This is a genomic window from Vibrio sp. 10N.286.46.A8 (assembly GCF_041470165.1).
GTDB lineage: Bacteria > Pseudomonadota > Gammaproteobacteria > Enterobacterales > Vibrionaceae > Vibrio > Vibrio tasmaniensis_A.
Genome location: NZ_JBFRLX010000228.1, coordinates 1 through 12,709, shown reverse-complemented (window position 1 = coordinate 12,709; position 12,709 = coordinate 1). Strand labels below are relative to the sequence as shown.

General features: G+C 42.4%; 13 protein-coding genes. 6 read left to right on the top strand and 7 right to left on the bottom strand.

The genetic code is table 11. The features are described from left to right. Positions 1–16: 16 nt before the first annotated feature. Positions 17–970, bottom strand: a complete 954-nt coding sequence (gene lpxM, locus AB4232_RS19645) for a lauroyl-Kdo(2)-lipid IV(A) myristoyltransferase (RefSeq protein WP_372087813.1) — start codon at positions 968–970, stop codon at positions 17–19. 75 nt (positions 971–1,045) lie between these two features. Next, entirely contained in the window at positions 1,046–1,987 is a 942-nt protein-coding gene (gene rfaD, locus AB4232_RS19640; RefSeq protein ID WP_029222819.1) for an ADP-glyceromanno-heptose 6-epimerase, read from the bottom strand. Positions 1,988–2,208: 221 nt separating this feature from the next. On the opposite strand from rfaD, the gene AB4232_RS19635 reads away from it, so the two are divergent. Further along, positions 2,209–2,847 carry a TetR/AcrR family transcriptional regulator gene (locus tag AB4232_RS19635; RefSeq protein WP_372087812.1) on the top strand — a complete coding sequence of 213 codons (639 nt, stop codon included), beginning with the start codon at positions 2,209–2,211 and terminating at the stop codon, positions 2,845–2,847. Between the two features lie 281 nt (positions 2,848–3,128). On the opposite strand, the gene AB4232_RS19630 is transcribed toward AB4232_RS19635, so the two are convergent. The 5 genes from AB4232_RS19630 to AB4232_RS19610 all read right to left on the bottom strand — a co-directional run bounded on the left by AB4232_RS19630 (position 3,129) and on the right by AB4232_RS19610 (position 7,670). Next, a complete protein-coding gene (locus tag AB4232_RS19630) occupies positions 3,129–4,280 on the bottom strand; it encodes a murein hydrolase activator EnvC (protein WP_261879032.1) in 1,152 nt (383 codons plus the stop codon). Positions 4,281–4,353: 73 nt separating this feature from the next. Continuing rightward, positions 4,354–5,175 carry a serine O-acetyltransferase gene (gene cysE, locus AB4232_RS19625; RefSeq protein ID WP_009847961.1) on the bottom strand — a complete coding sequence of 274 codons (822 nt, stop codon included), beginning with the start codon at positions 5,173–5,175 and terminating at the stop codon, positions 4,354–4,356. A gap of 268 nt (positions 5,176–5,443) precedes the next feature. Beyond that, positions 5,444–6,490, bottom strand: coding sequence for an NAD(P)H-dependent glycerol-3-phosphate dehydrogenase (gpsA, locus tag AB4232_RS19620; protein WP_372087811.1), 1,047 nt, complete (start codon positions 6,488–6,490; stop codon positions 5,444–5,446). A 178-nt stretch (positions 6,491–6,668) separates the two neighbouring features. Then, complete coding sequence (gene secB / locus AB4232_RS19615) at positions 6,669–7,136, bottom strand: protein-export chaperone SecB (RefSeq protein WP_009847959.1); 468 nt, start codon at positions 7,134–7,136, stop codon at positions 6,669–6,671. 99 nt (positions 7,137–7,235) lie between these two features. Continuing rightward, positions 7,236–7,670 (bottom strand): rhodanese-like domain-containing protein, encoded by a 435-nt coding sequence (locus AB4232_RS19610; RefSeq protein WP_016786319.1) that lies wholly within the window; start codon positions 7,668–7,670, stop codon positions 7,236–7,238. Between the two features lie 288 nt (positions 7,671–7,958). Between AB4232_RS19610 and rfbB the strand changes: the two genes are divergently transcribed. From rfbB to rffA, 5 genes are all read left to right on the top strand, one after another. After that, complete coding sequence (gene rfbB / locus AB4232_RS19605; RefSeq protein WP_372087810.1) at positions 7,959–9,056, top strand: dTDP-glucose 4,6-dehydratase; 1,098 nt, start codon at positions 7,959–7,961, stop codon at positions 9,054–9,056. Beyond that, a complete protein-coding gene (gene rfbA, locus AB4232_RS19600; RefSeq protein ID WP_372087809.1) occupies positions 9,056–9,943 on the top strand; it encodes a glucose-1-phosphate thymidylyltransferase RfbA in 888 nt (295 codons plus the stop codon). Before rfbB ends, rfbA begins: the two co-directional genes overlap by 1 nt. Continuing rightward, positions 9,943–10,824, top strand: coding sequence for a dTDP-4-dehydrorhamnose reductase (gene rfbD / locus AB4232_RS19595; protein ID WP_372087808.1), 882 nt, complete (start codon positions 9,943–9,945; stop codon positions 10,822–10,824). Before rfbA ends, rfbD begins: the two co-directional genes overlap by 1 nt. A 4-nt stretch (positions 10,825–10,828) precedes the next feature. Next, positions 10,829–11,377, top strand: a complete 549-nt coding sequence (gene rfbC / locus AB4232_RS19590; RefSeq protein ID WP_372087807.1) for a dTDP-4-dehydrorhamnose 3,5-epimerase — start codon at positions 10,829–10,831, stop codon at positions 11,375–11,377. A 107-nt stretch (positions 11,378–11,484) separates the two neighbouring features. After that, entirely contained in the window at positions 11,485–12,615 is a 1,131-nt protein-coding gene (rffA, locus tag AB4232_RS19585; RefSeq protein WP_372087806.1) for a dTDP-4-amino-4,6-dideoxygalactose transaminase, read from the top strand. Positions 12,616–12,709: the final 94 nt, after the last annotated feature.

Below are 12,709 nucleotides of genomic sequence, written 5' to 3'. Positions count from 1 at the left end.
TATACCCATATGTAGGTTAATAACCCACATATGGGTCTTGTCCGTTCCTACGTGTTTTTAATAACTTTAAAATCCACATGTACTGCTCAGGTTTCGGATTAACAAAACCTTCAACGACTTCATTCATTGCCCTAGCGTCTTGATGTTCATCGCCGGATAACTCAATGGGTGCTTTGATTTCAATTTCGTATTTACCCGTCTCAATATTATAGTTGGCAAAGGTTGGAACGATCTTCGCTCGGCTTACTTTTGCTAGTTTTCCTAGTCCGGGCAAGGTTGCTTTTTCAGTCGCAAAGAAATCTGAGAATACACTTTGCTCTGGGCCATGGTCTTGATCTGGCAGGTAATATCCCAAGTAGCCATCTTTGACTGATTTGATAAAAGGCTTAATGCCTCCACTGCGATCATAAACTCGTCCGCCATACTGAACTCTTTGCTTGTGCATGAGCCAATCGGTCAGAGGGTTTTTCTGGCTATTTGCCATCGCAGAAACGGGCAAGCCTCTTGAAGCTAAAAGGATAGCCGGAATGTCGATGCACCAAGAGTGAGGTACGAGCAAAATAGCACTTTGATTGTCTTTTTGTAGCTGTTGTAAGTGTTCTAATCCAATGATTTCTGAGTGTTTTTCAAGCCAACGTTTACTGCGTAATGATATGGCAGGAAAACCAAGTAAAAAGGCGCCAGCAGTTGTTAGGCAATTGGTTAGAATGGTTTCACGCTCTTGAACAGACTTTTCTGGAAAACAAAGCGCGAGGTTTATACGTGCCTTTTGTACTGAGCCACGTTGCTTCTTCGCCATTTTTGTCGCCACGAATTTTGCTATGGCTACTCGAATCGAGTTTGGCAGCAAAGAAATGGGTAGACATAGGCATAGCCCGAGCCAAGTTCCCCAGTGTTTTGGTGATAAAAACGCACTGATGAATTTGGGGTTGTATGCTTTAGGATCGTAGTCGTCGCGTTGAGTTGTCACTGTAAACCTTTAACTGGCGATATATATTGAACAAGCTAACAGTATACCGTTAGCTTGTTTTCGGGAGAGTGTAATCTAGCGATTAACTGACTGCATGTACTCGCTGACGCCTTCAGCAACCGATTTAAATTGAACATCGCAACCGGCATTACGCAACTTAGTTAAATCAGCTTGAGTAAACTCTTGGTAAGCACCTTTCAAATGCTCAGGGAATGGGATAGTTTCAATCTCTCCCTTGCCGTGATGCTTAATCACCGCTTTTGCGACTTCTTCAAATGATTCGGCATTACCTGTACCTAGGTTGAAGATACCTGATACGCCATTTTTTAAGAACCACAGGTTTACGGCCGCAACATCACCAACATACACAAAATCACGCTTGAAGGTTTCGCTTCCTGCGAATAATTTCGGGTTTTCACCAGCGTTCATTTGATTGTTTAGGTGGAAAGCGACAGAAGCCATGCTGCCTTTGTGCTGTTCACGTGGACCGTAGACATTGAAGTATCGAAACCCAGTGATTTGAGAAAGCGTTTCGTTGTGTGCGGTTGCATCTGCAGTTAAGCGACGCACATAGTTATCAAATTGCTGTTTTGAATAGCCGTATACGTTTAGCGCGCCTTCGTACTGCGGCTCTTCAATAAAGGTATCGGTTTCACCATAAGTGGCAGCAGAAGAAGCATACAAGAACGGAATCTCGCGCTCGATACAGTAATGCAGCAACTCTTTCGAGTATTCGTAGTTGTTTAGCATCATGTATTTGCCATCCCACTCTGTGGTTGCTGAGCATGCACCTTCATGGAAAACAGCCTCAATGTGACCGAAATCATCGCCAGCCATAACTTGAGTTAGAAAGTCATCACGATCCATGTAATCGGTGATATCTAGGTCAACCAAGTTCTTAAATTTTTTGCCATCTTTTAAGTTGTCGACAACTAGAATATCGTTGTGGCCTGCTTCATTGAGCGCCTTAACAATATTGCTGCCAATCATGCCTGCACCACCAGTTACGATAATCATATTTCTTCCTACTTTTTTGAATACAAACTCACACGAGTATAGCAAGGAACAAACGAAGCGAGCTAGCGGAATAATTCTTTAATTCTAGTGTAATGTAGTGATGTTAATTGAGATATTCTATCCATTTTCGTCAGAGCTAATTCGACCAGATGTGAACAGGTCGATCTATCTGTTTAGTGGCGATATACTGAACCACTAAACGGATAGGGATCTAATTACTAATGAAAACACGTGACAAGATTGTTTACGCAGCTCTAGAGCTTTTTAATGAGCACGGCGAGCGTAGTATTACGACCAATCATATTGCTGAGCACATCGAAATCAGCCCAGGTAACCTCTACTACCACTTCCGCAACAAACAAGAAATTGTACGTGATATCTTTACTCTCTACTCGACTGAGTTACTTGAAAGGTTTACTCCGATTCAAGGGCAGCAAGAAAGCCTGACGCTACTAAAAAGCTACTTAGATTCAATCTTCACATTGATGTGGAAGTACCGATTCTTCTATGCGAACCTGCCTGAAATATTGTCTCGTGATGAAAAACTGCATCTTGATTACATGGCCGTTCAAGAAAAGCTGCAAACGAATCTTGTGGATATTATGAGAGCTTTTGTTGAGTTGAACTTGCTAAAAGCAACAGATACAGAAATGAAGTCGATGGTCACATCTCTCCACTTGATCGCATCGGGTTGGTTGGCGTATCAGTCGGCGATGTCTCCAAAATCTCAAATTACGGAGCAAGTTGTTCACCAAGGAATGCTGCAGATGATCGCAACCGTTAAACCGATTGCAACGACTCAAGGCTTTGAGCAACTGACATTGTTAGAAGATGGTGTAAGAACGCTGAACAGCAAATAAAAGCGAAGATGTGGGTAAGCGGTAAGTCGGATTCGGGTAACGAGAGCGGAAAAGCGCAGATTCGAGTGGTGGGATATAAATCGTGACGTCATTCCCTACAGCGAGGAACGAGCGTGATAGGGAATCTCTCTTTATCCTCGAGGGTAGCAATCTCAAGCGAGATTCCAGATATTTCGTCCCTCAATTCTGGAATGACTGAGTTTGATTAATGCGAATTCGGAAATTTTCAGCTCTTTGGGCTTGTTCTTCGCATCTCGGTTACTTATATCTCGTATCTGTTTTTACCTAACCAACCATCTTTTCGGGTTTTGAGCTTGGCTGTTTCTACGAATTTCAAAGTACAGCGATGGTCGGGTTTGTCCACCAGTGTCACCGGCGAGAGCTATCGCCTCACCCGCTTTAACCTTGTCACCTTCTTTCTTTAAAAGCGCTTGGTTAAAGCCATACAGTGTCATGTCGCCTTTACCGTGATCAAGCAGCACCACTAAGCCATACCCACGTAAATACTCTGCGAATACGACGGTGCCTGAGTAAACAGATTTTACCTGCTGACCGTATTTCGCTTTGATCACCATGCCTTTCCAATTTACTTGGCCAGTTTGGCGTGAGCCGTAGTTATGCAGAACTTTATCTTTGATTGGCCAAGGCAGTTTACCTTTACGTTTGGCTAAGCCATCCATAGGGACAGCATTGCGTCTCTCTCGTGCGGCTTTTTCTGCTTTCGCTATTTCGGCTTTTAGGCGAGTTTCATTACGTTGAAGTTCGGCTAAGTAATTTTTGTCGCCAGAGATGTTTTTCTTAATACTGCCGACAGTCTTTTTACGCTGTGTTTGGGTCTGCGATAGTTTGTTGCGCTTTGCTACCTGTTGATTTAACAGCGTTGCTATTTGTTCTTGCTCAAGTTGGCGTTGCTTATGGCTTTCTTCTAATTCAAGTTGAGTTTGTTCGATCGTTTTGATTGTTGCAGATCGCGCTTTGGCGAGGTGTTGGTAATAGTGACTAATGCGGTCCTCTTCAACGCCAGTATTTAAGATGTGAGAAGAGGCTTTGGCTCTGCTGGTCATGTAGTAAGTCTGAATCAGCTGCTCTAACTTGTCGGTATGGGCTTTTTTCTGTGCTGTAAGCGCTTTAATCTTATTATCTAAGCTAGCAACATTAGCATTGGCGGTATTGAGTTGTTTTTTACTTGTTTTAATGGCTTTTTCAAGCAAGGAGATAGAGAGCTCTTGTTGCTTGAGGTTTGCCTGTAAATTGTCGAGCTTCTTCTGTTGTGAGGATAGTGTTTTTTGTTGACGAGATATCTCACTCGACACACCTTTCAGCTCCCCTTTCGATGCGGCAAGTGGCGATGCAGAGAAAAGAACAGCGCAAAGGCTGGAAGATATCAAAAGAACAGTGCTAATTACTTGGACTGGTTTCATCATTATCGTCATGTTGCTCTTATTAGTTTTCAGCATCTGCTCTTAAGTCTTTCGTATCTCGGCTCATCGAACCTAGAATCAGCTCTTATATTCCATCACCATGAATGAAATTTTGCGAGCGACCATTGAAGCCTTGGTCCATATCTAAAGATGGTTTATCTGTTTTCGGTTTTCCGACAATTTTTGCAGGAACGCCTGCGACTGTTGTATGAGGTGGCACGGCTTGTAGTACCACAGAGCATGAACCAATCTTCGCGCCTTCACCTACTTCAATGTTGCCGAGTATTTTAGCACCAGCCCCAATCATCACACCTTCGCGAATCTTAGGGTGACGATCGCCGCCTTCTTTACCGGTACCACCAAGGGTCACGTCTTGAAGGATCGATACATCATTTTCGACTACTGCTGTTTCACCAATCACAATACCAGTAGCGTGATCGAGCATGATTGCTTTACCGATACGCGCGGCAGGGTGGATATCAACTTGGCAAGCGACTGAAATTTGGTTTTGTAGGTAAGTGGCAAGAGCAATGCGCCCTTGTTTCCACAACCAATTAGCTACTCGGTAACCTTGCAGAGCGTGGTAGCCTTTCAGATAAAGTAGAGGCATCGAGTACATCTCGACCGCAGGATCTCGATTTACCGTCGCGCAAATATCACAAGCTGCCGCATCGATAATAGATTGATCCTGTTTAAATGCTTGTTCAACCACTTCACGTACTGCCATTGCTGGCATTGAAGCCGTCTTTAGCTTGTTTGCTAGGATGTAGCTAAGGGCTGCACCTAAACTTTCATGGTTGATAATCGTGGCATGATAAAAACTCGCAAGCATAGGTTCTTGCTCCGACTGCTGTCGAGCTTCCTTCACAATGCATTGCCAAACTTTTTGTTGTTCACAGTGTTTCATTTTCCATCCATTCCTTTAAACCAGATACGCGTAGCGAGATGAGAGATACGAAGAGCTTAGAAAAGCCAATTAGCGTAAATGAGATTCCAGATACTTTGCTCCTCAATTCTGGAATGACGAACATTATATTAACGTCATCTTCAAGAGTGAGGAACGAGCGAGTTGGAGAACTTTGTTCGGGTAATTTACTTCATGCTATTCGCACCTTGATTGCCCATACCTCTAACTCTGTTCGTATCTCGTTTACTCGAATCTCTCTACTGCTCTTTTACCTTTCTGACTTCTTATCTCGTGCAAGCAGATCTTGTGCCGCTAGGTGTGCATCTTTCCCTTGATACAACACTTGATAAATCTGTTCAACAATGGGCATTTCAACGCCCATACGTTCTGATAGTAACCAAACTTCTTTGGTGTTGCGATAACCTTCCACTACTTGGCCAATTTCTTCTTGTGCTGTATCTACATCTTTACCTGCGCCAAGTGCCAAACCAAAGCGACGGTTACGTGATTGGTTATCAGTACAGGTTAGCACTAGGTCACCCAATCCAGCCATGCCCATGAAGGTTTCTGGTTGCGCACCAAGAGCTGCGCCTAGTCGACTCATCTCAGCTAGACCGCGAGTGATAAGTGCAGTACGTGCATTGGCACCAAAACCAATACCATCCGACATGCCAGCACCAATTGCGATGACATTTTTCACTGCTCCGCCAAGTTGCATGCCAATGAAATCTGAGTTTGCGTATACGCGGAATGTTTTGCCGCAGTGGATTTTTTCTTGAAGCTCTTCTAGGAACATTTCATCAGGCGAAGCTACAGAGATAGCCGTCGGCATGCCCATCGCTAACTCTTTGGCGAAGGTAGGCCCTGATAGAACAGCCAACGAGTAACCATCACCAAGCACATCGTGCGCGACATCTTTTAGCAGGCGACCAGTTTCCGGTTCTAAACCTTTAGTAGCCCAGCAGATACGAGAACAATCTGTTAAGTGAGGCTTAAGGCTATTTAAAACGATACCAAATACGTGGCTAGGGACGACAACAAGAAGATCACGACTTGCTGTTACTGCCTTCTCAAGATCCGACTCGATGATTAGGCTTTCTGGGAAGTCGATATTCGGTAGAAACTCATTATTTGCGCGCTCGGATTCGAGGCGAGCCATGTGAACAGGATCATGCCCCCACAGAACAACGTTTGCACCGTTACGCGCTAGAGAGATAGCTAAAGATGTTCCGTAAGAACCTGCGCCAATTACTGTCATGGCGATCTCTTTGCCGTAAGCGTTTGTCGAGATTGTCGGGCGAGTTGTTTCTGTCATGCTTCCACCTAAAAATAATGAGGGAAATCGAAGAGTTCTGGAAAAGCTTTCCACTAAAATCAGAGGAGCTTTCAATTTTAGTACAGTGTCAAGAAAAAATGCACATCGCAGAAGTTGCGATGTGCATTTAAAAGCTAACTAGCGCTTGAATCGTTGGAGTTAAGTTCTACTTTGAGACTTAAGCCTGTTCGCCTTCAGCTTGCTGAGCTTGGTTCTGTAGGTAGTTCATGAACAAAGCATCAAAGTTAACTGGTGCTAGGTTCAGTTGTGGGAACGTACCTTTAACCACTAGGCTAGAAATTGTTTCACGAGCGTATGGGAACAGGATGTTCGGGCAGAATGCACCTAGGCAATGAGCTAGTTGGCCAGCTTCCATTTCGCTTGCAGAGAAGATGCCGCCTTGTTGAACTTCACAAAGGAATGCAGTGTCTTCTGCGTTTTTAACTGTAACCGTTAGACGTAGGATGACTTCGTACACGCCTTCGCCAAGTTCACGGCTTTGAGTGTCTAGGTCCAGTTTTACATCTGGGTTCCACTCTTTTTGAAACATGTCTGGAGAGTTTGGCGCTTCGAAAGATACGTCTTTTAGGAAGATACGTTGGATTGCGAAGTTCTGTTGTGCGTCTTGTTGTGCTGCTTCAGCCATTTTCTTGTCCTTAAAAATTTATAATTAGGTTTCGTTCGCCATCTCTGTTGAACAAAACCTTAAAGTCATATTCGTTTAGTTAGGTCAGCTTACCTTTAACTACTTTTTACCTTTCACCAAAGGTAGGTTAGCTTCGCTCCAAGCTACTAAGCCGCTTTTCAGCACGCTTACGTTTTCAAAACCAGCTTTAACCAGTAGGTTAGCGCTTTCTTGAGCTGTTTGACCTGTCTTACATACTACGATGATTGGGTCGGCTTTGTGGCTTTCAAGGCTACCAAAGCTATTTGCTTTGATATCTGACGGCAAAATGTGAACTGCGTCAGTAATATGGCCCTTTTTGAACTCATCTTTAGTACGAATATCAACCACAACACCGTTTTCACGGTTAATCATGTGTGTGGTTTGCGCAGCCGTGATCTCTTTGTAAGCTGCGTTTGATGTCTTGATAACGTTCGCAATGATGGCAACAACCAAGCCGATCCATACGATGGCTAAAATCATATTCTCTTGAACAAATGGAACTAACTCTTGCATATCTTGAACTCTTATTCGTTATTGGGCGAAAAATTATAGGGTAGGAGTATAGCGAGATTTGGAGTTTGGTGTACATAGGATTATCAAACTTTGAACTCTCTCAGGAGCAAAGTTTAACGATTTTTTTTGATTATATTTCCCGTTACATAGATAATAGCTGTATTTACATTTTTAGTTTTAAATGCGCAGTGTGGTTTTCGCTTATTGACCAAAGGGCGGTAGCGTGCCTGATAGTAGTGCTACTGCGTGTTGGTCTGTTGATTATCAAGGTTTATTTTAGGAGTTTTTGTGAAGATATTAGTCACCGGTGGTGCTGGTTTTATTGGCTCAGCAGTTATACGTCACATTATAAATAATACAACGAACAGTGTGGTAAATGTTGATAAACTCACTTATGCAGGTAATTTAGAATCTCTTATAGAAGTAGATTCGAATGGACGTTACGCGTTCGAGCAAGTGGATATCTGTAATCGTTCAGAGCTTGACCGAGTGTTCTCTGAGCACAAACCGGATGCTGTCATGCATCTAGCTGCTGAGTCACATGTTGATCGCTCTATTACCGGCCCTGCAGCGTTTATCGAAACCAATATTGTCGGCACTTATACTTTGCTAGAAGCGACACGCGAATATTGGAATAAGCTTGAAGAGGGTGCAAAAGCAGAATTTCGTTTTCACCATATCTCGACTGATGAAGTGTATGGCGACCTTCCGCATCCGGATGAAGTTCCAGAAGGGACTGAGCTGCCAATGTTCTTGGAAACAACCTCGTATGAACCATCAAGTCCATACTCTGCTTCAAAAGCATCAAGTGATCACTTAGTACGCGCATGGTTACGTACTTACGATCTCCCTACCATCGTAACCAATTGCTCTAACAACTATGGTCCTTACCATTTTCCTGAAAAATTGATCCCATTAGTCATTTTGAATGCTTTAGAAGGAAAAGACCTTCCTATCTATGGTAAAGGCGATCAAATTCGTGATTGGTTGTTTGTTGAAGATCATGCACGGGCACTCTACAAAGTAGTGTCTGAAGGTCAAGTCGGGGAGACATACAATATTGGTGGCCACAACGAGAAGAAAAACCTCGAAGTCGTAAACACTATTTGTGACATCTTAGATACTTTAGTACCGAAAGAGTCAGCGTATGCAGAACAAATTACCTATGTTCAAGACCGCCCTGGTCATGACCGCCGTTACGCCATTGACTCATCTAAAATGCAGCGTGAGTTAGGTTGGACACCCGAGGAGACGTTTGAAACAGGTCTTCGTAAAACGGTGCAATGGTATCTAGACAATTCAGCGTGGTGTCAAAATGTACAAGATGGTAGTTACCAACGTGAGCGTTTAGGCGTAGAAAAAACTGAATCAAAGGGAAGTAAATAATGAAAGGTATTGTTCTAGCTGGTGGTTCAGGCACTCGTTTGTACCCATTGACTCGTGGCGTATCAAAGCAACTCTTGCCGATCTACGACAAACCAATGGTGTTTTACCCAATTTCTACATTGATGTTAGCTGGAATCAAAGACATCTTGATTATCACGACTCCAGAAGATAATGCAGGTTTTAAGCGCTTGCTTGGTGATGGTTCTGATTTTGGTATTAATCTTGAGTATGCGATTCAACCAAGTCCAGATGGTTTAGCACAAGCTTTCATTATAGGTGAAGATTTCATTGGTGATGATTCTGTTTGTTTAGTACTCGGCGACAATATCTTCTATGGACAATCATTTAGTGACACTTTAAAAAATGCTGCCAGCCGTGAAAGTGGTGCGACTGTTTTTGGCTACCAAGTCAAAGACCCAGAGCGTTTTGGTGTGGTCGAATTTGATGAAGAGATGAAAGCCATTTCGATTGAAGAAAAGCCGGCAACACCAAAATCCAATTACGCAGTAACGGGTTTGTATTTCTACGATAATCGCGTGGTGGAAATGGCCAAGCAAGTGAAGCCCTCTCATCGTGGTGAGTTAGAAATTACCACGCTAAATGAAATGTACTTAAACGATGGTTCACTGAATGTGGAATTATTAGGTCGCGGTTTTGCGTGGCTAGATACCGGTACGCATGAAAGCCTACACGAAGCCTCTTCTTTCGTCCAAACGATTGAAAATGTCCAAGGTTTGAAAGTCGCATGTTTAGAAGAAATCGCTTGGCGTAACGGTTGGTTGAGTGATGAACAAGTTCTGACTCTAGCTAAACCAATGATGAAAAATGAATATGGTCAGTACTTAACGCGCCTAGTTAGTGAATCTCAAAAGAGGGCTGATGCTTAATGCGTGTATTAATTACCGGTTGTCATGGTCAAGTGGGCTCTTGTCTAACTAAACAATTAGCTAACAATGAAAATATAGCAGTATTAGCTCTTGATAGAGAGCATCTTGATATTACTAGTCAAGACGCCGTTAATGCTACGGTGGCTGAGTTTGAGCCTAGCATCATTATTAATGCAGCGGCACATACAGCGGTTGATAAGGCTGAAGAGGAGGTTGACCTTTCTTACGCGATAAACCGTGATGGCCCCAAATACCTCGCACAAGCAGCGCAGAGCGTTGGTGCTGCAATGCTGCATATCTCGACCGATTATGTATTTGAAGGCAATAAAACGGGCGAGTATGTGGAAACGGATGCGACAAACCCGCAAGGGGTTTACGGTAAAAGTAAGCTCGCTGGTGAAATCGCCGTTGCCGAGGCGTGTGATAAACATATTATCCTTCGTACTGCATGGGTATTTGGTGAGCACGGTAATAATTTCGTGAAAACAATGCTGCGTTTAGGTCAGACTAGAGATGCATTGAGTATTGTCGGTGACCAGTTTGGTGGGCCAACCTATGCGGGTGATATTGCGAGTGTATTGATTCAAATCGCGAAACGTATTATTCAGGAAAGTAAGGTTGAATATGGTGTTTACCATTACTCGGGCTTACCTCATGTGAGTTGGTTTGATTTTGCAGATGCTATTTTTGATGTTGCCGTTGAGCAAAAGGTGCTTGCGAAAAAACCGAGCTTAACGAGTATAACGACAGAACAATATCCAACCCCAGCGAGCCGCCCAAGTAATTCTCGGTTGAGTAATGGAAAAATCACCCAAGCTTTCTCAGTTGAACCGAGTGATTGGAATTCTGCATTGAACGATATTCAAGTGTATACAGGATAAGATAATGAAAGTGACAGATACTCGTATCCCTGATGTGAAAATTATTGAACCTAGTGTGTTTGGTGATGAGCGTGGTTTCTTTATGGAAACTTGGAGCCAAAAAAAATTTGAAGAGCTCGTTACCGGTAAGCCAACATCATTTGTTCAAGATAACCACTCCAAATCTAAAAAAGGTATTTTACGTGGCTTGCATTACCAAACCCAAAATACCCAAGGCAAACTAGTAAGAGTTGTGTCCGGTGAAGTTTTTGATGTGGCCGTTGATATTCGAAAAGGCTCACCGACTTTTGGGCAGTGGGTGGGGGAACTATTGTCTGCTGAAAATAAACGTCAATTATGGGTGCCGGAAGGTTTTGCGCATGGCTTCTATGTGACAAGTGATGAAGCTGAATTCGTATATAAATGTACTGATTACTATAACCCGAAATCAGAGGTTTCAATCGTGTGGAATGATCCTGATATTAGTGTTGAGTGGCCACTTGTCGAAGGTGAAGCCTGCAATATCAAGTTATCTGAAAAGGATCGGCTTGGTATTTTATTAAAGGACTTCTAGATAAATAGCTAGGACCGATTGAATAGTCACGTTATCATGAATAATGCATTGTTAAAGTTAATTATGCTATTTTTCATTTTTTAAAATTAATTAATAGTTGGGCAATAATGATTGTATTTAATAAACCTAAATTGGCAGGAAATGAATTAGAGTATATTAAGAAAGCTATTGAAAATGGGAAGCTTGCAGGCGACGGGCCCTTTACAAAACTTTGTGAGTCAAAATTAACTAGCCTGATTGGTTGTAAGGCAACATTATTAACTCATTCGTGTACTGCTGCGTTGGAGATGGCTGCTCTACTATTAGATCTAAAACCTGGTGACGAAGTCATTATGCCATCTTATACTTTTGTATCTACTGCTAACGCTGTTGTTCTTAGAGGAGCAACGCCTGTATTTGTTGATATAAGATCAGATACCTTAAATATCGATGAGGGTTTGATTGAGTCGGCAATAACACAAAAAACCAAAGCTATTTTTGTAGTGCATTATGCTGGTGTAATATGCAACATGGATGCAATTTCCCGCTTAGCGAAAGCGTACAATCTCTACGTGGTAGAAGATGCAGCTCAAGCTCTTTCTTCATCCTTAGGAAGTCAGCCAGCAGGCAGTTTTGGTGACTTGTCGTGCTTTAGTTTCCATGAAACTAAAAATATAATATCTGGAGAAGGTGGATGCCTCGCGATCAATAATGAAGCATTTATAGAACGGGCTGAAATTATTAGAGAGAAAGGTACTAATCGTAAGAGTTTCTTCAAAGGTGAAGTTGATAAGTATACATGGGCAGACCTTGGTTCTTCATTCGTTCCTAGCGAGTTGATGGCTGCATTTTTATATGCGCAGTTGGAATCTGTAGATATGATACAGAATGACCGAATGACTTGTTGGAATAACTATAATGAACGGTTTTCAAGTATTATAGAGTATGGATTTAAATTACCGTCAATACCAATGTCAAATAGCCACAATGCCCACCTATTTTATATTTTGGCTGAGAATAATGAAATTAGAGACCGATTAATTGCAGAGTTGAAAAGATTGGGTATTACCTGTCCATTTCATTACGTACCTTTACACCTATCTCCAGCAGGAGAAAAATATGGAAGAAAAGGTTCAGAACTTACGGTAACAGAAAATATATCTTCAAGACTTATACGTTTTCCTCTATATCCAGGCGTGTCAGATGTGCAAGAAAAAATAGTTAAAGAAACCATTAATATAATAAAAGAAATCAAGTAGAAGTTATCATCTCTTAACTCTAAAAGAATCATTATGACTCAGACAATTAAAAAAGAAATAAAACTATCTATTGTAATCCCCGTTTATAATAGTC

What these genes read in the sequence shown, in the direction of transcription:
- rfaD (WP_029222819.1), bottom strand. Translation starts at nt 1,987, where the DNA reads ATGATTATCGTAACTGGTGGTGCAGGCATGATTGGCAGCAATATTGTT.
- AB4232_RS19635 (WP_372087812.1), top strand. Translation starts at nt 2,209, where the DNA reads ATGAAAACACGTGACAAGATTGTTTACGCAGCTCTAGAGCTTTTTAAT.
- AB4232_RS19630 (WP_261879032.1), bottom strand. Translation starts at nt 4,280, where the DNA reads ATGACGATAATGATGAAACCAGTCCAAGTAATTAGCACTGTTCTTTTG.
- cysE (WP_009847961.1), bottom strand. Translation starts at nt 5,175, where the DNA reads ATGAAACACTGTGAACAACAAAAAGTTTGGCAATGCATTGTGAAGGAA.
- gpsA (WP_372087811.1), bottom strand. Translation starts at nt 6,490, where the DNA reads ATGACAGAAACAACTCGCCCGACAATCTCGACAAACGCTTACGGCAAA.
- secB (WP_009847959.1), bottom strand. Translation starts at nt 7,136, where the DNA reads ATGGCTGAAGCAGCACAACAAGACGCACAACAGAACTTCGCAATCCAA.
- AB4232_RS19610 (WP_016786319.1), bottom strand. Translation starts at nt 7,670, where the DNA reads ATGCAAGAGTTAGTTCCATTTGTTCAAGAGAATATGATTTTAGCCATC.
- rfbA (WP_372087809.1), top strand. Translation starts at nt 9,056, where the DNA reads ATGAAAGGTATTGTTCTAGCTGGTGGTTCAGGCACTCGTTTGTACCCA.
- rfbD (WP_372087808.1), top strand. Translation starts at nt 9,943, where the DNA reads ATGCGTGTATTAATTACCGGTTGTCATGGTCAAGTGGGCTCTTGTCTA.
- rfbC (WP_372087807.1), top strand. Translation starts at nt 10,829, where the DNA reads ATGAAAGTGACAGATACTCGTATCCCTGATGTGAAAATTATTGAACCT.
- rffA (WP_372087806.1), top strand. Translation starts at nt 11,485, where the DNA reads ATGATTGTATTTAATAAACCTAAATTGGCAGGAAATGAATTAGAGTAT.